19 protein-coding genes and 3 pseudogenes are annotated in these 22,469 nt (G+C 73.4%); 9 read left to right on the top strand and 13 right to left on the bottom strand.

Annotated features, from left to right (window positions below; all coding sequences use genetic code 11):
• Nucleotides 1–139: 139 nt before the first annotated feature.
• Together ABZ497_RS12020 and ABZ497_RS12025 are read right to left on the bottom strand one after the other, a co-directional pair.
• Nucleotides 140–2,170: a glycoside hydrolase family 6 protein gene (locus ABZ497_RS12020; protein WP_359804486.1), complete on the bottom strand. Its 2,031-nt coding sequence runs from the start codon at nucleotides 2,168–2,170 to the stop codon at nucleotides 140–142.
• Between the two features lie 394 nt (nucleotides 2,171–2,564).
• Nucleotides 2,565–4,286, bottom strand: a complete 1,722-nt coding sequence (locus tag ABZ497_RS12025; protein ID WP_359804600.1) for a cellulase family glycosylhydrolase — start codon at nucleotides 4,284–4,286, stop codon at nucleotides 2,565–2,567.
• A gap of 756 nt (nucleotides 4,287–5,042) precedes the next feature.
• Here ABZ497_RS12025 and ABZ497_RS12030 point away from each other — a divergent pair.
• Nucleotides 5,043–5,555 carry an isochorismatase family protein gene (locus tag ABZ497_RS12030; protein ID WP_359804487.1) on the top strand — a complete coding sequence of 171 codons (513 nt, stop codon included), beginning with the start codon at nucleotides 5,043–5,045 and terminating at the stop codon, nucleotides 5,553–5,555.
• A 24-nt stretch (nucleotides 5,556–5,579) separates the two neighbouring features.
• Here ABZ497_RS12030 and ABZ497_RS12035 read toward each other — a convergent pair.
• A pseudogene (locus tag ABZ497_RS12035) lies at nucleotides 5,580–5,697 on the bottom strand (MerR family transcriptional regulator); the annotation flags it as partial.
• A gap of 169 nt (nucleotides 5,698–5,866) precedes the next feature.
• Here ABZ497_RS12035 and ABZ497_RS12040 point away from each other — a divergent pair.
• Nucleotides 5,867–6,298 (top strand): VOC family protein, encoded by a 432-nt coding sequence (locus ABZ497_RS12040; RefSeq protein ID WP_359804488.1) that lies wholly within the window; start codon nucleotides 5,867–5,869, stop codon nucleotides 6,296–6,298.
• A gap of 70 nt (nucleotides 6,299–6,368) precedes the next feature.
• On the opposite strand, the gene ABZ497_RS12045 is transcribed toward ABZ497_RS12040, so the two are convergent.
• Entirely contained in the window at nucleotides 6,369–6,800 is a 432-nt protein-coding gene (locus tag ABZ497_RS12045; protein WP_359804602.1) for a transposase family protein, read from the bottom strand.
• A 195-nt stretch (nucleotides 6,801–6,995) separates the two neighbouring features.
• Between ABZ497_RS12045 and ABZ497_RS12050 the strand changes: the two genes are divergently transcribed.
• Both ABZ497_RS12050 and ABZ497_RS12055 read left to right on the top strand, forming a co-directional pair.
• Nucleotides 6,996–7,412: a GNAT family N-acetyltransferase gene (locus ABZ497_RS12050; protein ID WP_359804489.1), complete on the top strand. Its 417-nt coding sequence runs from the start codon at nucleotides 6,996–6,998 to the stop codon at nucleotides 7,410–7,412.
• Nucleotides 7,413–7,481: 69 nt separating this feature from the next.
• Nucleotides 7,482–7,750: pseudogene (locus ABZ497_RS12055) on the top strand (helix-turn-helix domain-containing protein); the annotation flags it as partial.
• Nucleotides 7,751–7,898: 148 nt separating this feature from the next.
• On the opposite strand, the gene murQ reads toward ABZ497_RS12055, so the two are convergent.
• From murQ to ABZ497_RS12070, 3 genes are all read right to left on the bottom strand, one after another.
• Entirely contained in the window at nucleotides 7,899–8,948 is a 1,050-nt protein-coding gene (murQ, locus tag ABZ497_RS12060; RefSeq protein ID WP_359804490.1) for an N-acetylmuramic acid 6-phosphate etherase, read from the bottom strand.
• Between the two features lie 140 nt (nucleotides 8,949–9,088).
• Nucleotides 9,089–9,769, bottom strand: coding sequence for a DUF6445 family protein (locus ABZ497_RS12065; protein ID WP_359804491.1), 681 nt, complete (start codon nucleotides 9,767–9,769; stop codon nucleotides 9,089–9,091).
• 171 nt (nucleotides 9,770–9,940) lie between these two features.
• Nucleotides 9,941–10,585, bottom strand: coding sequence for a TetR/AcrR family transcriptional regulator (locus ABZ497_RS12070; protein WP_359804492.1), 645 nt, complete (start codon nucleotides 10,583–10,585; stop codon nucleotides 9,941–9,943).
• A gap of 140 nt (nucleotides 10,586–10,725) precedes the next feature.
• On the opposite strand from ABZ497_RS12070, the gene mca reads away from it, so the two are divergent.
• Entirely contained in the window at nucleotides 10,726–11,607 is an 882-nt protein-coding gene (mca, locus tag ABZ497_RS12075) for a mycothiol conjugate amidase Mca (RefSeq protein WP_359804493.1), read from the top strand.
• A 137-nt stretch (nucleotides 11,608–11,744) separates the two neighbouring features.
• Here mca and ABZ497_RS12080 read toward each other — a convergent pair whose 3' ends face one another.
• Nucleotides 11,745–13,433: a PHB depolymerase family esterase gene (locus ABZ497_RS12080; protein WP_359804494.1), complete on the bottom strand. Its 1,689-nt coding sequence runs from the start codon at nucleotides 13,431–13,433 to the stop codon at nucleotides 11,745–11,747.
• A 187-nt stretch (nucleotides 13,434–13,620) separates the two neighbouring features.
• On the opposite strand from ABZ497_RS12080, the gene ABZ497_RS12085 reads away from it, so the two are divergent.
• Nucleotides 13,621–14,163, top strand: a complete 543-nt coding sequence (locus ABZ497_RS12085; protein ID WP_359804495.1) for a PaaI family thioesterase — start codon at nucleotides 13,621–13,623, stop codon at nucleotides 14,161–14,163.
• A gap of 70 nt (nucleotides 14,164–14,233) precedes the next feature.
• Here the strand turns inward: ABZ497_RS12085 and ABZ497_RS12090 are convergent, their stop codons facing one another.
• The 4 genes from ABZ497_RS12090 to ABZ497_RS12105 all read right to left on the bottom strand — a co-directional run bounded on the left by ABZ497_RS12090 (nucleotide 14,234) and on the right by ABZ497_RS12105 (nucleotide 18,598).
• A complete protein-coding gene (locus ABZ497_RS12090; protein WP_359804496.1) occupies nucleotides 14,234–15,235 on the bottom strand; it encodes a YdcF family protein in 1,002 nt (333 codons plus the stop codon).
• Between the two features lie 193 nt (nucleotides 15,236–15,428).
• Entirely contained in the window at nucleotides 15,429–16,397 is a 969-nt protein-coding gene (gene pip, locus ABZ497_RS12095) for a prolyl aminopeptidase (protein ID WP_359804497.1), read from the bottom strand.
• 366 nt (nucleotides 16,398–16,763) lie between these two features.
• Complete coding sequence (locus ABZ497_RS12100; RefSeq protein ID WP_359804498.1) at nucleotides 16,764–17,588, bottom strand: lysophospholipid acyltransferase family protein; 825 nt, start codon at nucleotides 17,586–17,588, stop codon at nucleotides 16,764–16,766.
• On the bottom strand, nucleotides 17,585–18,598 hold the full coding sequence (locus tag ABZ497_RS12105; RefSeq protein ID WP_359804499.1) for a GNAT family N-acyltransferase: 1,014 nt from the start codon (nucleotides 18,596–18,598) through the stop codon (nucleotides 17,585–17,587). Before ABZ497_RS12105 ends, ABZ497_RS12100 begins: the two co-directional genes overlap by 4 nt.
• 226 nt (nucleotides 18,599–18,824) lie before the next feature.
• Here ABZ497_RS12105 and ABZ497_RS12110 point away from each other — a divergent pair, with 226 nt between their 5' ends.
• The gene (locus tag ABZ497_RS12110; protein ID WP_359804500.1) at nucleotides 18,825–19,298 is read left to right on the top strand and encodes a hypothetical protein; all 474 of its coding nucleotides are present in this window, start codon (nucleotides 18,825–18,827) and stop codon (nucleotides 19,296–19,298) included.
• Nucleotides 19,299–19,383: 85 nt separating this feature from the next.
• Here ABZ497_RS12110 and ABZ497_RS12115 read toward each other — a convergent pair whose 3' ends face one another.
• Nucleotides 19,384–20,763, bottom strand: a complete 1,380-nt coding sequence (locus ABZ497_RS12115; RefSeq protein ID WP_359804501.1) for a serine hydrolase domain-containing protein — start codon at nucleotides 20,761–20,763, stop codon at nucleotides 19,384–19,386.
• A gap of 359 nt (nucleotides 20,764–21,122) precedes the next feature.
• Between ABZ497_RS12115 and ABZ497_RS12120 the strand changes: the two are divergent.
• Together ABZ497_RS12120 and ABZ497_RS12125 are read left to right on the top strand one after the other, a co-directional pair.
• Nucleotides 21,123–21,896 (top strand): annotated as a pseudogene (locus ABZ497_RS12120) (lipase family protein); the annotation flags it as partial.
• Between the two features lie 175 nt (nucleotides 21,897–22,071).
• Nucleotides 22,072–22,437 carry a lipase family protein gene (locus tag ABZ497_RS12125; protein ID WP_359804502.1) on the top strand — a complete coding sequence of 122 codons (366 nt, stop codon included), beginning with the start codon at nucleotides 22,072–22,074 and terminating at the stop codon, nucleotides 22,435–22,437.
• The last annotated feature ends 32 nt before the right edge of the window (nucleotides 22,438–22,469 follow it).

Raw genomic sequence — 22,469 nt, forward strand, 5'->3', positions numbered from 1 at the left:
GGAGTTCCGGTTTGGCGGGAGCCCCCTGTGTGGCGGGAGCCCCCTGTGTGGCGGGAACCCCTGACTGGCCGGAACGCTGGGGACAGCGCCGGTGCCGGCCCCGCCGTCGTGGCGGAGCCGGCACCGGGCCGGTCGGGCGTCAGCTCGTCGTGCAGCTCAGCGTGGGTGCGGTGTTGCCGCCGGAGTAACCGGCGCCGAACCCGAAGGCGGTGCTCGCGCCCGCCGCCAGCGCGCCGTTGTACGGGGCGTTGGTGACGGTCACGCTCGGGCCGGACTGCGCGAGGACACCGTTCCAGAGGTTGCTCACCTGCTGGGTGCCGCCCCAGGTCCAGGTCACCTTCCAGTGCGTGGCGGCGGCCGTGCCGGTGTTGGTGACGGTGACGTCGGCGTTGAAGCCGCTGCCCCAGTCGCTGCTGACCCGGTAGGCCGCGGTGCAGCCGGAGCTCCCGCCGCCGCTGCCCGCGGCGGTGGTGACGGTGAGGGCCGCCGAGGCCGTCGAGGCGTTGCCCGCCGCGTCACGTGCGACCACGGTGTAGCGGTAGGCGGTCGAGGCGGTCAGCCCGCCGTCGGTGTAGGTGGTGCCGCCGGCGCCCGTGGTGGACCCGACCGCCGTGCCGTCGCGGTAGACGTCGTACCCCGTGACCCCGACGTTGTCGGTCGAGGCCGTCCACGCCAGCGAGACGGTGGCGGCCGTGGTGGCGGTGGAGCGGAGCCCGGCCGGGGTGCTCGGCGGCGTGGTGTCGCCGGTGCCGCCGCCGGTCACCGGCGGGTAGGCGTTCTTCAGCAACTCCTGGAACTGGGCGGAGAACCAGGCCCCGGCCAGCGGCGCGCCCGGCAGGGCGCCGGAGAGGTGGAAGTTGTTGCGCGCGTTGCCGGTGTACGTCGGGTCGCACATCCGGTCGAAGCCCTTCCCCTCGTCGTTGGGGATGTACTGGCTGGCGCCGTCCGACTCGCCCGGGGGCTTCACCCACACGTAGGCGTCGATGCCCGGCTCGGGTGCGGTCCGCGGACGCTCGCCGAGGCCGGCCCCGCTCTGGTTGCACCAGTTGCCGGTCTGGAACCGCCGGTCGGTCCGGCCGCCGTCCACGTAGCTGTCCACGCTGGTTCGGGCGCCCGGCCCGGTCGGGCGGGCCGCGCCGCCCCAGCCGTTGCGCGAGGTGTCGATCAGCATGCCGACGGCCGGGTCGAACCCGGCGCTGACGGCCTTCTGCCGGAAGGCCTGGGCGTAGGAGAGCTCGTCGACGTAGCGGTTCCAGTCCACCCAGGCGCTCTGGCGGACCGAGGTGCCGTTCACCGAGTCGTCGATGGTGTAGTAGGGCTCCTTCAGGGCCGAGTAGTTGGCGGTGTTGACGATGAAGCCGTGCACGTTGGCGGTGGTGGAGCCGGCGGCCGTCGCGGCCTGGTGGAGGACGTCGACGGCTGGGCCGAGGTTGGAGTCCCAGCCGAGCCAGCCGTGGTGGCCGGCATCGACGTAGTTGTAGACGTTCGGGACGGCGCCCAGCTTGGCCAGTGCGTACCCGACGCCGTTCACGTAGTTGCCGTTGGCCTTCATGGTGTCGCACTGCGGGGTGGCGGTGGCGGTGCCGCCCGCGTTGGTGACCAGGTTCGGCAGCGAGTCGATCTCGACGGTGGTGACGATCCGCAGCCCGGCGTAGGCGGGATCGGCCAGCACGGCGGCGATCGGGTCGATGAACTCGGTCCGGTAGCGGCCGATCTCGGTCGGGCCGAGTTCGCCGTTGGAGGCGAGGGCGGCGCAGTCGCGGCCGGGGAGGTCGTAGACGACGAGCTGGACGACGAAGGGCTTGCCCGCCGCCTGCCGGACGGCGTTGTCGAGGTGTCCGCGCAGGCCCAGGTGGCCGGCGGTGCCGTTGATGGCGGCGATGCGGTCGAGCCAGACGGCGGTCGGCTGGCCCGCGACGGCGCTGCCGCCGGGTTCGGCGGCGGCGTTCGCGGCCCACTCGGGGTTCACGTAGACGCCCGCGCCGGCATAGGGGTTGTCGACCCGGGCGGCCGGCGTCGAGGCCTCCGCCGGAGCGGCTGAGGCGGAGGTGGCGGTGGCGACGGGCAGGAGGCTGGTGGCGCCGAGCGCCGCGACGGCGGCGAGGGCGCGCAGCCGGTGGAGCACGGGCCTGCGGCGGGTGCGTCCGCCGTTGTGGTGGCCGGAAGGCATGGGGAGTCCTTTCGGGTGGGGGACCCAGGGGTAAGGGCGCCGGTCCGGGGCGCCGGGGTGGGATCGCTCCCATCAGAGGTGAGAGCGATCCCGGTGCAGGTTTCCGGCGGGTCGGCCGGGATGGTTGCCGAACTGCGGCAAGGCTCTCAATTCGGCTGCTGTGTGCGTGAGATGGAGTCAGACTCCGGCTCCCCGCTATCAACCCATGAACGCTCGGGGGCGTCAAGGCGTTCGACGCAAATGCGTGGGAGCGCTCCCGCAGCAGGATCTGTGGTGGGCCTCGGCGAGTGTCGGGTGGGTCTGGGTGGGCTGTCTGCGGTACGGCCTGGTGTCTGGCGCCTGGTGGTGGTGCCCGGTGGCTGGTGGTGCCGGGTGGGCGGAGGTCCTGCTGCCGTCAGGGCGTGACGGTGCACGTCGGCACCGGCGGGGAGGCGCCGAGCCGGCCGCTGCCCTGAAGGCCGAAGGTCGTCGAAGCGCCGGGCGCCAAGGCGCTGTTGTACGCCAGGCCGGTCGCGGTGACCGTGCTCGCCGACTGGGTGACGGCGGCGTTCCAGGTACCGGTCGGCTGCCACCCGGCGGGCCGGTCCCAGGCGGCCGTCCAGGTGCTACCGGCCCGGCTCCCGGTGTTGGTGACCGTCACGGTCGCGGTGAACCCGGTGTCCCACTGGCTGTCCGTGTGCCAACCGGCCGTGCAGCCGGTGGTGTCGGGAGGCCCCGCGGTGGTCACGGTCGTCGCCCCGGAGGCGGCCGAGACGTTCCCGGCGGCGTCCCGCGCGGTGACGGTGTAGGTGTAGGCGGTCGCCGGGGTGAGGCCGGTGTCCGTGTACGTGGTGCCCGTGACCGTGCCCACCAGCGTGGCGCCCCGGTGGACGTCGTAGCCGGTGACGCCCGTGTCGTCCTGCGAGGCGGCCCAGCCGAGGGTGGCTGAGGTGGCGGTGACAGCGGTCGCCGTGAGACCGGTGGGGGCCGTCGGCGACCGGGTGTCGCCGACACCGCCGCCGGCGGCGAAGCCCGGGGCCTTGACGGCGGTGAGGTAGCCGTCCTTCACCGTGTCCACGGTGGTCCAGTCGTCCTTGAGGATCCCGCCGGTGTCGCCCGAGTTCGGGTTCCAGGACCAGAACGTCCAGGAGAAGGCGTCCGCGCCCGCCTGCGCGGTGGGCCGCAGGTACTGGGTGAGCGCGCTCAGCCAGGTCCGGTCGGCGGCCGCTTGCAGGGTGGAGCCGAACTCGCCGATCCACACCGGCGCGATGTTCTGTCGGAACAGGTAGCCCCAGTTGGAGTCCCACACCGCGGGCAGGTTGGCGGGGAACGCCGGGTCGTCGAACCACGGTTGGCGCGCCACGCTCGTGGCGTACTCGTGCGCGGAGTAGACGAGGCGGTTCGGCACGCTCAGTCGGACCGGGTACGCCGCCGCACCGCGGAGGTTCCCGCCCCACCAGGTCGAACTGCCCTGGAAGCTCTGCACGCCCTCGACGAGGACGAGCAGCGAGGGGTTGGCCCCCAGGACGGCCTCGCCGCCGCGCTCGGCCGCCAGGCGCCAGTCGAGCGCCGGGTCGCCGCAGCCCCAACAGGCCGGATCATGCGGCTCGTTGTGCAGGTCGATGCCGATGACGGTGGGGTTGCCGGCGTAGCGCGCGGCGATCGCCCGGAGGTCGGCGAGCCAGGTGCTCTCCGGGACGGCGCTCGTGTACCAGAGCGCCGACTGCCCGTCGGCGTCCGGGCGGTGGCGGTCGAGGATCACCTTGAGCCCGGCGGCTCCGGCCCGGTCGACGATCCGGTCCATCACCTGGAGCGAGGTCAGGCCCTGGAGGTCGGCGTTCATGCCGCCGGAGTGGTTGACGCCGGTCGGTACGGAGCCCCGGAAGAGGTCGTCGCTGTAGGGCAGGCGGATGGTGTTGAAGCCGAGGGCGCGCATCTGGTCGATCATGCTGCCGTAGTCGCGGGCCCAGAGGCCGTGCGGAACGTGGTCGGCCGTTTCGAAGCCGAACCAGTTGACTCCGGCGATCCGGACGGGTCGGCCGGCCTCGTCGAGCAGTTGGCGCCCGCTGGTGTGCCAGTAGCCGGAGCCCGGGGCGGTGGCGCCGGTTGCTCCCGTCCCTGCGGTCGCTCCGGGCATCGGGGCGCTGGTCGGGGTGGTGGGGGCGGCCTGCGCGGGCGGGGCCGACAGGAGCACGGCCGCCGTGAGGGCGAGCGCTGTCACGATCCTGCGCAGGCGGCGTAGGGGGTGGGACACGTCGGTCTTCCTCTCCGAGGAGTGCGGCGGCGGTCCGGGCGGGCCTCCGCCGGTGGGCACCGGCCGGGGCGGAGCGGATGGTTCTTGCGGGCGGTAATTGTGGAGCGGGGTGGGACGGGACGAGGAGTGCGGGAGCGCTCCCACGTTCGGGTGCGGGGAAGCTCCGGTGTTCTCGGGGTGGGGCGGCCGGTGCGGTGTCGTCGCTGGGTGGTGCGTCGCGGACGGAGGTGCGGACATCACCCCCTGGGGCACGAGGCACCCACATCGCCGTCGATGCTCGGGACCGGGCGACGTTCACACCATGAAATCGACAACCCGCCGAGGGCGTCAAGGACGGCGTTGGCGTTCAACTCTTGTCGCCGGCCCGGCCGATGCCGTCCGACGGCGCGGCCGGACGGCGTTGCGGTGGTCCGATCAGTTGCCCGGTTGCCTGGCCGGAAGGCACCTTGTTCGGCCGTCGCTCGTCAGGGCTCGTGGCGTCGCGCGGCCTGCCGCTGTTGTGCGAGGCCGCCGACATCCTGCGGATGACCGACCACGTCGCAGACGTCGAGTACGGGCGTGGGTGCTGATCGAGGATTCCGGAGCGCGACCGCCCAGGAGCAGGCATCCGGCCACGGTGACCCGCTACCGTGATCCGCCATGCGAACCCTTGACTCCGGCCGGACGGCGCTCGTCCTGGTCGACCTGATGGACCGGATCGTCGCCCTGCCGCTGGCACCGCACGCGGGGACCGGGGTGCTCAGGGCGTCGCTGGAACTGGCGGCGGCCTTCCGGGCAGCGGGTGCCCCCGTCGTCGCCCTGCGCGTCGAGCGCCCGAACGTCGCCGAGCAGCCGCCCGGCAGTGGGCTGGTCGCGGAGGTGGCGGCGACCGCCGATGCCGTCTTGGTGAAGCGCACCATCGGCGGGTTCCAGGACACCGGCCTGCACGACCTGCTCCAGGGGCGCGGCGTGGACACACTGGTGTTCGCCGGCATCGCGACCAACCTGGGCGTGGAGTCGACCGCTCGGGCAGCCGCCGACCACGGCTACGAGCTGGTCTTCGTCGAGGATGCGATGGCGGCCCTGACGGAGGCGGAGCACCGGTCGGCGGTCGACCTCGACCTGCCGCGCTTCGGCGAGGTGGTGGCGCGGGAAGCCGTCCGTCTCTCGTGACCGCCGGACGGTGGCAGACAGGTGCGCGGGGCGCTGGGCACGCATGGACGCCGACGGCTCGACCGCCGTCACCTCCCGCGTCGCCGACTCGTACGACGCCGCGCCGTCCCCGACATTGACCACGGCGCGCCCCACCCAGGGCGGCGGAGATCGCCTGCTCGATCCTCGGCATCCGGCCGCCGGTAGGTGGCGTACCCGCCGCCTGCTGTGCCGTGGTCCGCACCATCGGCGCTGCCGTCCACCCCGCCGCCTGACCACCTGTGGATCCCCTGACCTGCGGAGATGAGCAGCGCCCCTGTTATTGTGCGCCAATGTCAACGATCAAACAGTTCCAAGTGGCCTTCGACTGCGCGGAGCCCGTGCGCCTCGCCGCCTTCTGGTGCGAGGTGCTGGGGTACGTCATGCCGCCGGTCCCGGAGGGCTTCGCCACGTGGGAGGAGTGCTTCCGCTCACTGCCGCCCGAGGATGCGATCTACTTCGCGTGCACTGATCCCGCGGGTGTGGCTCCGCGCCTGCTGTTCCAGCGAGTCCCCGAAGGCAAGGTCGTCAAGAACCGGGTGCATCTCGATGTGCGGGCCGGCACCGGGCTCGTGGGTGACGAGCGCCTGGCCACGCTCGAGGCCGAATGCGCACGGCTGATGGCGCTCGGGGCGAAGCACGTGCTGACGCAGCGCGCCGATGGCGTCAACGAGTCGTGCATCACGATGCAGGACATCGAGGGCAACGAGTTCTGCCTCGCCTGATTTCTCCTCCGAGACTGCGAGGTGGGGAGCCCTCTCCCGGGAACCCTTCAGGTCGCGCATGCGGCGGGAGTCATCCCGTGAGAGCGAGGTTGCGCAGACGGGCAACGCCGTGCATCGCGTGGCGCACACCGTCGTCGCTCAGGCGGCGGTCGCGCAGGATCTTCCGGGTCCTCATCCGGGCGAAGGCCTGCTCGACGCGGGCGCGGACCCGTTGGTGGTCGTGGTTGTGTTCGGTCTGCCAGTCGGTCAGTTCGTCGCCGCGGAGGCGGCGGTGCGGGATGACGAGACCGGTTCCGGGGTAGCCGCCGTCGGCGATCGTGGTTGGCCGGCCGACGGCGGCCTTGGCCCCGGATTCCTCCCATGCCCTGCAGCCGTTGCGGTTGCCGGGCAGGGGCCGACCGACCCGGCGCGGCTGCCTCACCAACTCGCCGACGGCACGCGGGCTCAGTCCGGCGAACAGGGCAGTCCAGGGCGGCTCAGACGCCGTGATAACACCAGCCACGGCCAAGGTCATCCCACGGGCAAGACCACCGACGGGATGACTCTCAGTGCCGCATCAGGCAACGTTCGCCCTGCTGGGGTACCGACAGAGGCCAGAGCGACGGGGGTCCGAAGGCCGTGGAGATGGGTTCGGCGTCGGGATCGCTCTGCGGCAAAATGCCCGCCCCCCGATGCCGGAACGTGTCAGGATCCTCGAATGGAGATCCGTCGTGTCACTCAGGTCGAGGCGGTCGACGCCGCTGGACATCTCTTCGACACCGTCCCAGGGCGGGAGGCCACTGAACGGTTCCTGACGGACGAGCGCCATCACCTCCTCATCGCCTATGTGGACGACGTCCCGGCGGGGATCGTCACCGGTGTCGAGATGACCCATCCGGACAAGGGAACCGAGATGTTCCTGTACGAGCTGGGCGTGGACGAGTCCTTCCGTGGGCGTGGCGTCGGCCGGGCTCTGGTGTCGGCGCTCGCCGACCTGTCCCGTGAACGGGGCTGCTATGGCGTGTGGACCATCACGGACGAGGAGAACGCGGCAGCACTGGCCACGTACCGCCGCGCCGGCGGCGTCCCTGAAACGGGACAGGTGGTCCTCACCTGGACATTCGATCAGCCGTAGACCGACGCAACGGATCCCCCTCCCGCACCGCATGGTTGGCGACCCGGCGTCCACGTACAGGTCCGCGAGATCGATGATGACGAGGGCGGCCGGCTGCTGCGGATCGTCCACCGGGTCGCCGGGTGGTGGTGTCCTGGCGGCGGGCACAGATGGTCCTGCTGTCTGCCCCGCGTGCGCCTGTGGCGAAGCTCGCCGAGGTCACCTTCACCAGTACGGGCCGGGTTCGCGACGTGATCCACCACTTCAACGCCGACGGCTTCGACTCACTCTTCCCGAAGCACAGGGGCGGGCGGCCACGGGCGTTCACCCTGCCCGAGCGCCGGGAGATCATGGAGATCACCAAGTTCAAGCATGATCCGCCGCTACATCGTCTGGCGGAACAAGCACGCCGTCGACGAACGGCTAGCCGGCTCAGTGTGCTCCGGCGGCGTCTCTGCGGCCGCCACGAGTGCGTGCCGCCGAGGCCGTCCGTCAGTCCACCGTCCGTCAGTTCACCGGCCGGGCCGATTCGAGGGCTTCGCGCAGTCGGCCGCCCGAGGCGGCGAGCAGTCGGCGGGCGGTCGGCGCGTCCACTCCGGCGAGCACGACCAGGACGGCGTCCTTGGCCTCGCCGCCCGTCACGGCCAGCGCGCTCCGGACGGTCTCCTCGTCCGCGCCGGTGGCCGTGGCCACGATCCGGTGGGCCCGGTCGCGAAGCTTGGCATTGCCCGCCCGCACGTCGACCATCAGATTTCCGTAGGTCTTGCCGAGCCGAACCATGACGGCCGTCGAGAGCAGGTTCAGGACGAACTTCTGTGCGGTGCCCGCCTTGAGCCGGGTGGATCCGGCCAGCACCTCCGGCCCCGTCACCACCTCGATGCCCAGCGCGGCCGCCGACACCAGGGCGGACCTCCGGTTGCAGGCCACGCCCACGGTCAGCGCTCCGGCGGCGCGGGCCTGTCGGATCGCGGCCACCGTGTACGGCGTACGGCCCGAGGCGGAGACGCCCACCACGCAGTCGGCGGCCGTCGGGGCGAGTGCTTCGAGGTCGGCGACGGCGAGATCCGGCCGGTCCTCCGCGCCCTCGACGGCGCGGACCAGCGCTGCGGAGCCGCCCGCGATCAGGCCCACGACCTGGCCGGGGGCGGTGTTGAAGGTCGGCGGGCACTCGCTCGCGTCCAGCACTCCGAGCCGCCCGGCCGTTCCCGCCCCCACGTACACCAGTCGGCCGCCCCGGGCCATCCGGGCGGCGATCGCGTCGGCCGCGGCGGCGATCGGTTCCAGCTGCGTGGCCACGGCCTCGGCCACGGTGCGGTCCTCGTCGTTCATCAGGCGGAGGAGGTCGAGGGTCGTCATCCGGTCGATGCCGGACCAGTCGGGGCGTACGGCCTCGGTCACCGAACCGCCGATGGCGCCGTCGCCGCTGTGGGTCCCGCTGGTGCTGTCGGTGTCGTCGCCGCTGTCGCTGAGGGTGTCGCTGCGGGTGTCGCTGCCGGGGTCGTCGGTCGCACCGGTCGCCGTGCCGGGCTCCGGGTGCGGCGGGAGGTCGCTGTCCATGAGCGCTGTTTCCCCGGGTGGGCGTGCCGTGAACCAGGGTGGGCGGCCGGGCCGGTGCTCCGGGGTTCAGCTGCACGGACGGGTCGCGTCAGGGATCCGGGGCCGGGTGCTCCGGGGCCCGGTGCCAGGGCGCTCCGGGGTCAGGCCATCCAGAAGAAGACGGCCGTCATTCGCCGCTCCTCCAGCGGGATGCCGTAGTAGCCGGTGGCACTGTGGATCAGGTTGGCGCGGTACAGCAGGAGCCGGTTGTAGCGGTTGGGGACGCGGACGTCCTCGGTGAAGGCGTCACCCGGGACGCGGCGCGTGCCGAGCGCCTCGACGAGGTTGTTGTGCGGTGCGTCGACGAGGTTGCCGCCGAGGCGCCCGCCGGGGAACTGCTGGCGGTAGAAGCTGGTGCCGGCCTCCTTGGGGGCGCCGGGGCTGAGGTAGAGGACGGCCGCGTAGCGGCAGAGCGCGCGGGAGTCGGTGTGGGGGCGGGGTTCCGACTCGCCGGCGCCGACCAGTTGGACGCAGTTGTGGTTGAGCGTTCCGCCGCCGGGCGTGCTCTGGACCCAGAGCTTGGCGGTACCGGTCGCCCGGCGGACCAGTGCCTCCACCCGGGCGAGCTCGGCCGGCTCCAGGCCGGGCATGGTGCGCAGTCCGGGCCAGGTCTCGGGCCGGTAGGGGTACCCCTCGGTCCAGTCGCCCCGGGCGAGGCACCGTTCACGGACCGCGTCCGGATCGGGCAGCACGTCGTCCAGCACCCAGTAGTCCCGGCCGGGGGTGGGTTTGCGGTAGGGCAGGACGGGCAGGGCTGTCCGCCCGAGGGGCTGTGGGGGCATGCGCCGACCATAGGGTCGGGGCCCGCCAACGTTCTGCCGTGAACAAGTCAACCTTTCGTCAAGTGTCGGGACCTGCGCTTTTTCGGTGTGCCGGTGTGCCGGTGTGCCTGTACGACGAGCGGCCCGGTCGGGGGGATGCCGTCGTCGGCGCGCCCGGTGTGTGGCGGCGCGTCACTCGGTCGGCCGGACGGCGTACCCGTCGAGCGCGCTCCGCAGGTGGTCGAAGGCCCGGACAGCGGACGGTCGGATGGCCGCCGATATCGCCTCGTGCTCCTCGCCGGCCAGGACGCGGTGGAAGACCTCGGTGAAGAGCGCGCGGCGGATCGCCGCCAGCAGGCCGGCCGCGAGTCTGGCGGTGAGGTCGCCCGGTGGGGAGTCGGTGGCCTCGGCGAGGGCCGCGGTGAGCGCGTTCTCGCTCTGCTCGTGGATCTCGCGCAGCCGGGCGAGCAGGGCGGGGCTCTCCGTGACGGTGCGGGCGAACGGCGGATCGGCGAAGCCGAGGGCCGGGTCGTGCCGGTCGATCGAGGCGAGGCAGGTGCGGCGCAGCGCCGCCAGCGCGGACTCGCCGGGCGCGCGCCCGGCGACCGCCTCGGCCTGGGCGGCGATCATCTCCCGGTGCAGGTCGAGGACGAGGTCCTCCTTGCGCGGGAAGTGGTTGGTGACGGTCATCTTGGCGACCCCGGCGGCCACCGCGACCTCGGCGATCGTCGTCCGGTCGAAGCCGTGCTCGATGAAGAGCCGCGTGGCGGCGTTGGAGATCGCCTCGCGGGTGCGGCGCTTGTTGAGTTCGCGCAGGTTGGGGGTGCCCTCGGTCATGGCGTGAGCGTAGCGCAGATTCACTGGGTCGGGTACAGAAATTAGGCTTGACCCAGTCAATGGGTCCGACCTAAGTTGTCTCCCGGCGGGCCACCGGACCGGACCGCTGCTCGATGCCACTCGGACCGAAGGAACCGCGCATGTTCACTCACCCCTCCGCACTCCGGCTGCTGACCGTGCACGCCCACCCCGACGACGAGTCCAGCAAGGGGGCGGCCACCCTCGCCCGCTACGCCGCCCAGGGGGTGGACGTCATGGTCGCGACGTGCACCGGCGGCGAGCGCGGCTCGGTGCTCAACCCGGCACTCGACCGGCCCGGGACCAGGGCCGAGCTGGCCCGGATCCGGCGCGAGGAGATGGCCGCCGCACGCGGGATCCTCGGTGTCGGCCAGCGCTTCCTGGGCTTCACCGACTCCGGGCTACCTGGCCCCGGCGAGCCACTGCCCGACGGCTGCTTCGCGCTCCTGCCGCCCGCCGTCGCCGCCGAGCCGCTGATCACGCTGATCCGCGAGTTCCGCCCCCACGTCGTCGTCACCTACGACGAGACGGGCGGCTACCCGCACCCCGACCATGTGATGACCCATCGGGTCACCGTCGAGGCGGTCGAGGGCGCGGCCGACCCCGACCGCTCTCCGGAGGCGGGCGAGCCCTGGCAGGTGGCCAAGCTCTACTACCACCTGGCGCTGTCCCGGGCATGGTTCCAGGCCATGCACGACGCGATGACGGCTCGCGGCGTCGACTCGGCCATGGGCGAGGTGCTGGCCGGCTGGCCCGACGCCCCGCCCGCCCTCGCCACCACCACCCGGATCCGCTGCGCCGAGCAGTTCGCCGTACGGGACGCCGCCCTGCTCGCGCACGCCACCCAGATACAGCCCGGCACCGGGTTCATGGCACACCCGCGTGAGATCGAGCGCGAGGTCTGGCCGACGGAGGACTACCACCTGGCCCGGAGCCTGGTGGAGACGGTCCTCCCCGAATCCGACCTGTTCGCCGGTCTGCGCCCCGGAGAGGAGCACGGATGAGGAAGCTCAGAAGGTTGGGCGGAGGCCGGCTCACCGGCGGTGGCACGGTGGCCGGACACTGCGGACACGCGGGCCCGGCCCGGAATCGGGGGCCGCATCAGGGCCCGTGCCGGGGCCGACTCGCGGCCGGTCGCGGGTCAGCACTGCCCGTCGGCGAGGACGAAGTAGCCCGCCCCGGTCTCCTTCAGCGTGTGGATCGTGAAGGTGTTCCAGAGGCCCATGGCCTGTCCCGAGCCGAGGGCGTAGGTGAGGCCGCCGGCCTGAGTCGCACGGCCCGCCTTCACCTGGTCGTAGTTGCTGTCCGTGAAGCACTGCTGCGCGCCGCCGGGAGTGCTCGCCGTCACCGCCGCCGACCGGGCTCCCACGGCGCCCGCCGCGTCGACGGCGGCCACGGTGTAGGTGTACGAGGCCCCGGGGTTCAGGCCGCCGTCGGTGTACGAGGTGCCGGCCGGGGCGGCCACCCGCGTTCCGTTGCGGTACAGCACGTAGGACGCGGCGCCGGTGACGGCCTGCCAGCCGAGCGCGATCGAGTCCTGGCCGGTGGCGGTCGCGGTCAGGCCCGTCGGTGCGGGCAGCGAGGGCGTGGCCGGGCCGCCGCCGTCCAAGCCCCAGAACCGCGCGGTGTAGTAGCTGGAGCAGATCGTGTCGAGGAAGTAGGCGCCGCCGGCCCCGCACTGGTCCGCCCCCGGGCCCGGGTCGACCGCGAGTCCGTGACCCATCCCCGCGACGGAGTAGAGCGCCACGGCGGGCCGGCCGCTCGCGTCGTTGTAGACGGACTCGGTGGTGCCACCCGGCAGGTCCCGGGTGGCGGAGGCGCTCTGGCCGATGCCCCACACATCCGTCCACTGGTCCCGCAGCTCGGTGCCGTTCACGGGCCTGACGGTGGTGTCCGCGGTGCCCTGCCAGATCGCCACCCGGGGCCACGGCCCGCTGTGGCCCGGGTACGCCCGGCGGACTCGGTCGCCCCACTGGGCCGGGGTGAGCCGCTGGTCGTTGTTCTGGCACCCGGAGGCGGCGGCCTGGGTGGTGGCGCAGTGCGCGGGCAGGCCGGAGTCGATCGCTCCGCCCGCGAACACGTCCGGGTAGTCGGCCAGCAGGTCGGCCGCCATACCGCCGCCGGCCGAGAGGCCCGTGACGAACACCCGGCGCCCGTCGGAGCCGTACAGGGCCCGGGCTTCGGTGACCATCTCGGACACCGATTCGGCCTCGCCCGCGCCCCGGCTGTCCTTGGCGGCGTCGAACCAGCTGAAGCAGGAGAGGGCGTTGTTGGCGCTGCCGGTCTGCGGGAACACCACCGCGAAGCCGTACCGGTCGGCCAGGGTGGTCCAGCCGGAGTTGCGGTAGTAGTCGGTGGCTGTCTGGGTGCAGCCGTGCAGCGCGACCACCAGCGGTGCGTCGGTCGGCAGGCCTGCCGGGGTGTAGGAGAACATCGCCAGGTTCCCGGGGTTGCCACCGAACCCGGTGACCTGTTGGAAGGTCCCGCCCGCCGTGGAAGTGGCAGGGGAGGCCACATGCGCGGCGGAAGTCGCGGAGGCCGCGGTACGGCCGGGGCCCGGGGTGGCGGCCGCGACGGCGGAGGCCGGTGCCGTGGAGGCGAGTGCCAGCGCCGCGAGCAGCGCAGCCGCGGCGCGGCGCGCGAGCCGCCCGCCCGGGCGGGCCGGACCGGCGACGGGCACGGCGCGGGCGGTCCCGGTCTCAGTGGTACCGGGCGCGCTGGATCCGGGTGCGCTGGATCCGGTCGCGTCGGATCCGGTCGGTGGGACGGGCGCGGTGGACGGGGCGGTCACGGCGGGCGTGGTCGACACGCGCACGGGCAGCAGAACCATGGACGACTCCTGGGTGGGGGCGGAGTTCGGTGGACTGCCGTGCAGCGTGCCGCGCCCGGCCGTCGGGTGACATGTGACGGGCACCCGTTGTCGGCGCGCCCGTCATGGCCGGTGCCGCCATGGGCAGAGCCGCTCCGTAGTGCGAATCGCAGTTGAGCCGGACGGGCGGAGCGGGCAGGTTGGTCCCATGACCACGTATGGATTCCAGGGAGAGCAGACCGTGCCGGACGAGGCGTCGCACAGCCGTACCCACCACTGGCAGGCCGGACCGCCGGTCTCCGCGTTCCCGCACCTCACCGGGGAGGAGATCCTGCAGGAGATGATCGCGGGACGGATCCAGGCTCCGCCGATCGCCAGCACCCTGGGCTTCGGGCTGGTCGAGGCCGGGCCGGGCACGGCGGTCTTCGAGGGCGAGGTCGGCGAGCATCTCTTCAACCCGATGAACACCGTGCACGGCGGCTACCTCGCCACCCTGCTCGACTCGGCGCTCGGCTGCGCCGTGATGAGCCGACTGCCCGCCGGCACGGCCTACACCACGACCCAGTTGAACGTGCACATGGTGCGCCCGGTGTTCGCCGACTCTGGGAAGCTGCGGTGCGAGGCCGTGGCCCTGCACGTCGGCCGTACCCTCGCGACGGCGGAGGCGCGGGTGGTCGGCGTGGAGGACGGCAAGCTGTACGCGCACGGGACGACCACCTGCGCGGTCCTGGCGCCGCGTCCGACGGTATGACACGGCGGTCCCCGGGCCGTTTCCCCGGGTTCTGGCGGCCGGGGCTTGAAAGGACGGGGTGTCGGGTGCGTCAGAGCGCAGCGGCGAGCACTCCGCACAGCGCGAGGAAGCCGCAGATGCCGAAGTTGATCAGCTTGTGGGAGAGGAAGACGGCGGCGAACTCCCGGATCGTCGCGCTCGGCCAGTAGTACGCCGCGGTGGGGGAGCCGAAGACCTGCCCGGTCACACCTGCCTTACGGGCCGTCAGCGCGGCACGGAACGCGTGGAAGTTGTTGGTGACGATCACGCAGCGGTACCCGGCCTTGGCCTGCTCCATGATCGCCCTGGAGAAGAGCAGGTTCTCCTCCGTCGTGCGCGAGTGCTCCTCACGCACCAGGTGTGCCTCGGGGAAGCCGCGCTGCACGAGGTAGTCGGCCATCGCGTGGGACTCGGGCAGCTTCTCGTCCGGTCCCTGGCCGCCCGAGGTGATCAGCACCGGTGGGTTGCCGCGAGCGGCCTGCTTCTCGTACACCTCACGGCCCCGGTTCAGCCGGCTCGCCAGCAGCGGCGGCACCCGGTCGCCGCCGATCAGGCCCGAGCCGAGCACCACGACGAAGTCGACGTCCCGGCGGGGGCGGTGGCGGCCGTAAAGGAAGGCGTAGCCCACGAAGCAGACGAACAGGAAGGAGATGTAACCGACCACCAGCACGGCGGTGCCGGCGAGGACCCCCAGCCGGTACGAGCGGGTCACCACGGCGGCGACGAGCAGGCTGATCACGGAGAGGATGCCGAGGCCCGCGAGCAGGGACAGCAGATTGGCCGGCCGTCTGCCCTCCTTGCGGACCATCGTCAGGCCGTTGGCGATCAGGAAGCCGACCAGCGCCAGCGTTCCGACCGCCGGCAGCAGGATGATGGCGACGGCTGCCACCTCGGCGACCAGTGTCGGGGCCTTGCGCAACTCGGCGAGCAGCGCCAGGGCGAGAAAGGAGACGGCTATGCCGAGCAGGACGGCGTTGCTGAATCGGCGTCGGTCACGGAGCACCCCGATCCCGCACAGGACGAAGAACAGGGCCGCGGGGGCATAGGCGATCATGCTCGTATCGTAGGGGCCCGATCGAGCGGCCGGGAGCGGCCCTTGGGCACACGGCCGACCGGGCCCGGGCGGCCCCCGGCCGGGCAACGGCCGGGCAACTCCGCCGTCTCGGTCTCGCCGCAGGTCCGACTCCCGGTCGGGCCGGCGGACCGTCTCGCCGCCGGCACGAGACGGCCGGAGCGAGCTGTCGTGGTCAGTTCCGGGCGGGTCCGGCGAACCGTTCGATGGCTGCGAACACCGCCTCGCCCATGGCGGGGCTCCCGGTGTGGCCGGAGTCCTGGATGACCGTCAGCTCGGCGTCCGGCCAGGCCTTCGCCAGTTCCCAGGCGGTCTTCAGCGGCGATCCGAGGTCCAGCCGGCCGTGGATCAGAACGCCCGGGATCCCGGCCAGTCGTCCGGCGTCGCGCAGGAGTCGGCCGTCCTCCAGGAAGGCGTCGTGCGCGAAGTAGTGCGCGGTGATTCGGGTGAACGCCATCAGGGCGTCGTCCGGGCGGTCGGAGTAGGCGTTCGGTTTCCCCAGCGACTCGTGCGCGATCACCGCGTCCTCCCAGGTCGCCCAGTCCCGTGCGGCCTTGCGGCGGACGGCCTCGTCGGGGCTGTTCAGCAGCCGGCTGTACGCGGCCACCAGGTCGCCGTCCCGTTCGGCGGGCGGCAGCCCGTCGCGGAACGCCTCCCAGGGGCCCGGCAGCAGCCGGCCCACGCCGCGGTACAGCCAGTCGGTCTCCTCGGGGCGGGTCATGGTCACCCCGCAGATCACGATCTCCGAGACCCGCTCGGGGTGGGTCTGCGCGTAGGCGAGGATCAGGGTCGAGCCCCAGGAGCCGCCGTACAGCAGCCACTTCTCGATGCCCAGGTGTTCGCGAAGCCGTTCCATGTCGGCGATCAGATGGGCGGTGGTGTTGTGTTCCAGACCGGTCGCCGGGTCGGCGGCGTGCGGCAGGCTCCGTCCGCACCCGCGCTGGTCGAACAGCACCAGGTGGTAGCGCTCGGGGTCGAAGCAGCGCCGGTTCTTCGGACTGTGGCCGGAGCCCGGCCCGCCGTGCACCACGACGGCCGGCTTGCCGGCGGGGTTGCCCGAGGCCTCCCAGTAGATTCGCTGGCCGTCGCCGACCTCCAGGAGTCCTTGCGCGTAGGGCTTGCCGATCGGGTACAGCTCGGGCACGGCGGAGTCCTCCTGGGCGTGGCGTCGGCCGACCTCGGCGGCGGGCGGGGGCGGTCCCGCGGAACGCCTGCCGGTCGCAGGGGAGTCGGACGGTGTGGCACGGCGGTCGACGGCGGCGAGCCGTGGTGGACGGGCGGATGCCGTGAGGCTACCCGCCCGGCCCACCGCCCGTCGATCACCGGGCGGCGCCGGGCACGACGGGCATCCGCCGCGGGCACCCGGCCGCACCGACCCCACCGGTCTGACTCACCAGCGGGCACTCACAGCGGGTGCTCACAGCAGGTGCTCGCCAGCGGGCAGCCACAGCGGGCACTCATAGCGGGTGCTCATAGCGGGTGCTCACAACGGGCAGTCACCACCGGGCACTCACCGGCCGGTCGCCTCCACGGCCACCTGGGCGGCACGGGCCAGCTCCCGGCGCGGCTGCCAGCGGTCCGCCGGCTGACCGGTCCGGACCGCGGGTGCCGGGATCGCGGGCAGGAAGGTCACCTCGGCCACCAGTCCACGGACCGACACCACGCGGGCGATCGAGGCGAGCAGGCCGTCCTCGCCGACGAAGGCCGGCGCGCTGGTCGCCCGCCCGTCGGCGAGCCGGTAGCGGACCGTCACCGGCTGCACGGGAGCACCGGACTGGACGGCGGCCTCGAAGAGCGCCGGGCGGAACCGGCCGCTCTCCCGCCCGCACCAGGTCGACCCCTCGGGGAAGACGACCACGGGCCGTCCCGCGCGCAGCAGTTCGGTGACCGCGGCGACCGTGCCGGGGAGGGTGCGCAGCCGGTCGCGGTCGAGGAAGACGGTGCCGCCCCAGGCCACCAGCGGGCCGAGCACCGGCCAGTGCCGGACTTCGGCCTTGGCCAGCGAGCGGCCGGGCCGGCCGGCGGCGATCAGCGGGATGTCCAGCCACGAGACGTGATTGGCCACCACCAGCACCCCGCCTCCGCAGGCCGGGGGCGGCGCGATCCGGACGGTGACCCCGAGCGCGCCGAGCAGGGTGCGTGCCCAGAACCGGACCAGCGCGTCGCGCGGGCCCCCGGGCAGGGCCCGGACCGACGGGGTGAGCGCGAGGCCCGTCACCAGCACGACCAGGAACGAGGCGAGGCGCAGGATCCGCCGGGGGAGTGCCACCACGGGGGCGGCCTCGGTCAGGCAGGTCTCCGGCGTGCAGGGGGCGGTCGGCAGCCAGACGCTCACGAGAGCGGCCCGGGCGCGGGTTCCGTACCGCCGGGCACGGCCGGTCCGGTGGCCGGGGCCGCCGGAGCGAGCCCGGAGAGGAAGTGCCGCAGGTAACGCGGATCGGTGCGCTCCAGGGACAGCAGCACGTAGAGGTCGGCGGTGGCGAAGTCCGGGTCGTGGGCGGGCGCGCCGCAGACCCAGGCGCCCAGCCGCAGGTACCCGCGGAGCAGTGCCGGCAGCGCGGCCCGCTCGGCGCGGGGCAGGCCGGTGGGGTCCCACGGCCGGTGCGGGGCGACCCGGTACTCCTCGGGGGCGAGGTACTTGGCGCTGACGGTGTCCCAGACCCGCGCCGCCGTCGCGCCGCCGTCGTCCAGCGGGATCGAGCAGCAGCCGCCGACCCAGGTGTTGCCGGTGTCGGCGAGATAGCGGGCGATGCCGCCCCACATCAGGTTGATGACCGCGCCGTTGCCCCGGTGGTCCGGGTGGATGCAGGAGCGGCCCAGCTCCACCAGGCCGTCGCGGAGCGGGGACAGGTTGCGCAGGTCGAACTCGCCGTCGGAGTAGAGCCGTCCGGCCCGTCGGGCGGCCGCCGGGCGCAGCAGCCGGTAGGTCCCCACCACGAGGCCGTCCTCGCCCTCGCGCACCAGCAGGTGGTCGCAGAACGCGTCGAACGGGTCGACGTCCAGCCCCGCCACCGGGCTGTGCAGCCGGGCACCGAGTTCGGCGGCGAAGACCTGGTGGCGCAGCAGCTGGGCGGCGCGCACGTCGGCCTCGTCGCGAGCGAGCGCGACGGTGTAGGCGGGCGCCGGCACCTTGCCGAGGAGGGCCGGTGCGGACAGCGCCGGTGCGGAGAGCGCCGGGGCCGCGAGGGCGGGCACGGGAGCGGCCGGGGCGGGTGCGGCCGGGGCGGGGACCGGTCGGACGGTGACCGGCTGGACGACGGTCTGCTGCGCCGGCAGCGGGATGGGGAGTACCGAGGTGTGGCCGGGGGTGACGGCGGGCGGAGCGTACGTGGGGACGGTGGTCATGGCAGACCCTCCAGGGCGGCACGGACGACGGCGGCCACGGATCGCCGTGGCACCGGCCCGCACTCTCGGTCGTGGGGCGTGCGAACCGGTATCCGTATGTTTCTCCGTGTCCGCTGGCGTCCACGTTGCCGTTCGGCAGAGCTTGGATGTGCACCTGCTGAATGGGGCCACTCACTGTCTGCCGGACACCTGTTCGGTGTGCGGGCGCCACCGTATGCTCCGCTCCATGGGGTGGAAACCGGGCTCGGCGCGGCGGCGGGAGATCGCCGCGGAGCTGCGGGACATCCTGCGGGTGCAGGTCCAGCTCGCGGTCGTACTGCTCCTCCTCCACCTGCTCGCCAGACTGGTCGGACTGGCCACCTCGCCCTGGTGGATGCTGGTGGTGGCGATGGCCGGCGCCCTGCAGATCACCTCCGACCGGTGCTGGGAGGAGGACCGCAGGCGGAGCACCCTCGCCTTCGCCATGGTGGTCGCCCCCGTGACGGGGGTCGTCCCGTTCCTGGCGGTCGGCGCCTTCCTCGGGTGGGAGAGCGGCGCGACGGACGCCGCGCTGGCGCCGTGCACGGTCGTCGGCACGCTGCTCGCGTCGCACGCGCTGCGCACGGCCCACCTCCTGCGCCTGGCCCGTCCGCCTGGGTCCCCGGCCGGAGCGCGGGCCCCCGACGCCGAAGCGACGGAGCCCCGCGGCGGCGCGGCGTAGGCCCGCCGCACCGCACCGGGCGCCCGTCACGGCGTGCCGGAGCCCCGCGGCGGCGACACACCCGGGCCGGGGGAGGCCCGACGCCTCAGAAGGCCTGCCAGCCGGCGGGGTCGACCCCGCCGGGCACGGCCTCGGCCGGACCGTAGGGCCGGCGGGTGAAGACGAAGGAGCCGACGTCCAGGTGGCTGACCGAGCCGTCGGCGGCGCGGACGACCCGCAGCGTCTCGCCCGCGTAGTAGTGGTCCAGCCCCGTCCAGGTGCCGTCCGGCTCGGCGCGGAACCGGGAGCTGCGGGTGCCGCCGGTGAGCGGGGCCAGTTCCAGGACGCGGTCGGCCTTCAGCCGCAGGGTGTGGCCGGCGGCGCCCCAGTACCAGGGGCCGGTGAGCGCGAGCAGGTCCTCGTCGAGGGAGGACAGCGGGCGCCAGGGTTCGGGCAGCCGGGGTTCGTGCTGGGCGGTGAGGGAGATCAGCTCCGCCGCGACCCGCGGGGTGTCGCCGCCGCCGGTCGCGTTGGCGACCGCGATCGCCGCCAGACCGTCCGCCTCGCTGATCCAGAGGCCGGCGGTGAAGCCCGGCATCGAACCGGTGTGGCCGTAGAGCACGCGGTCCTGGTGGCGCAGCAGTTGCAGCCCGAGCCCGTACCCGCCGGACCAGTTCTCGCCGCCCGGGCCGACGGCGGGTACGCGCATCTCGGCGAGGCTCTCGGCGGTCAGCACCTTCGGGTCGCCGGCGGTCAGGAAGGCGGCCCAGCGGGCCAGGTCGGCGACGGTCGACCAGAGCTGCCCGGCCGGTGCCATCAGCCCGGTCTCGGTCAGCGGTTCGGGCAGCATGACGTCGGCCCAGGGGTGGACGGCGAAGCCGCCGGCGTGCGGGTGCTCGGGCAGCAGGGTGGTGCGGTCCATCCCGAGCGGAGCCAGGACCTCGCGGTGCAGCACCTCGTGCCACGGCTCGCCGCGCAGGCGCTCGACCAGCGCGCCGAGCAGGGCGTAGCCGGGGTTGGAGTAGTGGTGGAGCCGCCCCGCCGGGTGCTTGCGCGGGTTGTCGCCCTCCAGGAGGTCGGCGAGCTCGGGGCGCAGCGTGCCGTCGGTCCGCTCCCACCAGGGCGCCGGGGTCTCGGAGGCGAGGCCGGCCGAGTGGGCGAGCAGTTGGGCGACGGTGGCGCCGTCGGCCGGGGTGCCGGGCAGGTGGCGCTCCAGCGGGTCGGCCAGGTCGAGCAGGCCCTCGTCGCGCAGCCGGAGCACCAGGACGGCGACGAAGGTCTTGGTGAGCGAGCCGATCCGGTACTGCACGTCGACGGTGGGCGCATGACCGTCGATCATGCTGCGCGCTCCGCTCCAGACCAGTCTGCCGTCCCGGACCACCGCGGCGACCAGGGAGGGCGTGCGGCCCTCGGCCTGTGCGACCGCGATCCGGTGCAGCAGCGCGCGGCGGGTCGTCGGGAGGAGCTCGTCGTACTGGTCGGTCATCTGATCCTCTGAATCATTCGGTGCAGCGGCTGGAACGCGGCCCGGGGCCGGGGGTCGACCGTCGCCGCATGCCGTCGGCGGGGCCGCACGGCTCCTTCAACCTACGTCGGTCGTCCACGGTCCTCCACCTCCTTTCCGGCTCCTTTCCGGGCCGGCCGGGGGAGTCCCGCCGAGGGCCCGCCGCGCCGCTCGCGGCGCCCGCCCCGGGCCGGAGCCGCCAACACGCGGCGGTGGTGACGATCAGTCGATTGCCGGTCGACGAGGAGTAGCCTCGGCTCGACCATGACAAGCCGGCTCGCACGGCACGGCCGCCTCCGAGGCCGGCCGGGGGCAGCCGGCCTCCGGCGATGGGATACCTGATGAGAGCCTGGCTACGGGCAGTCACTGCGGCTGCCCTCGTGACCTTTCTTGCCCTGCCCGCACTGAGCACCGAGGCGGCCGCGACCGACGACGGCCGCGGCCCGGACCACTCCGGCCGGTGCGCCCCCGGTGTCCCGGTCGGCCCCGGCGGCGACGCGTTCTACGAGCCCCCGTCCCCGCTGCCCGAGGGCCGGCACGGCGACCTGATCTGGGCCCGCGCCATCGAGGCGCCCGACCACGCCCGGGCCTGCCGGATCCTCTACCGCTCGACGCTGCACGACGGCACCCCGGTCGCCGTCTCCGGCCTGGTGGCCTGGCCGACCGACGCCGTCCCCCGCCGCGGCGACCGGAACGTCGTGGCGTGGGCCCACGGGACCGTCGGCGGGCCGCGCCAGTGCGCCCCGTCGGCCGCCCCGAATCCGGCCCGGGACCTCGTCGACTACTTCAGCTACCAGAGCCCCTTCTCGATCGACGTCGGAGTGCCCGCGCTGACCCAGTTCCTCGGCGCCGGCGACGTCGTGGTGGCGACCGACTACCAGGGCCTGGGGACGCCGGGCGTCCACCAGTACGTGGTCGGCGCGACCGAGACGCACAACGTGCTGGACTCCGTCACCGCGGTGCGGCAGATCCGCTCGGCCCGGGCGGGCCGGCGCACGGCCGTCCTGGGCTGGTCGCAGGGTGGCGGCGCGGGGCTGTTCGTCGGTCAGGACGCGCCCGGTTACAGTCCGGACCTCGACCTGGTCGGCGTGGCCGCGCTGGCGCCGGCCGCCGACCTCGGTCCGCAGTTCGCCGGTCTCGTGCCGCCCGGTCCGCGCAACGAGTCCTCGGAGGCCCACAACGCGGCGCTGCGGATCAACGTCTACCGGGGCTTCCTGGCGGCCTACCCCGAGCTGCGGGCCACCGACGTGCTGCAGCCGGGCCGGACTCCAGGCGTTGGAGGGCGACGGGGTGGCCTGCATCGAGCACTTCGCCGACGTGATCCAGAACAACGTCGCGGACAACCACCAGCTGGACACGCTGTTCAAGCCGCTGCGCGATGTGCCGGAGGTCTGGAGCCGGCGCTTCTACGAGAACACCCCGGGCTACGCCGCCACGGTGGCACCGGTGCTGGTCATGCAGGGAACGGCGGACACCGTCATCAACCCGCACTCCACCGAGCAGTACATCAAGCGGGCCTGCGGGTTCAGCCGGCCGGTCGAATACTCGACCTACCAGGGCGCGACCCACAACACGATCCCGTTCGAGGCGCAGCAGGAGTACCTGACCTGGATCGCCGACCGCTTCGCCGGGAACGCGGCGCCGTCGAACTGCTGACGCGTCGGCGCCTGCCGCTCCCGACCTGAACA

Origin of the sequence: Kitasatospora sp. NPDC005751 (assembly GCF_040630835.1) — a bacterium.
Taxonomy (GTDB): Bacteria; Actinomycetota; Actinomycetes; order Streptomycetales; family Streptomycetaceae; genus Kitasatospora.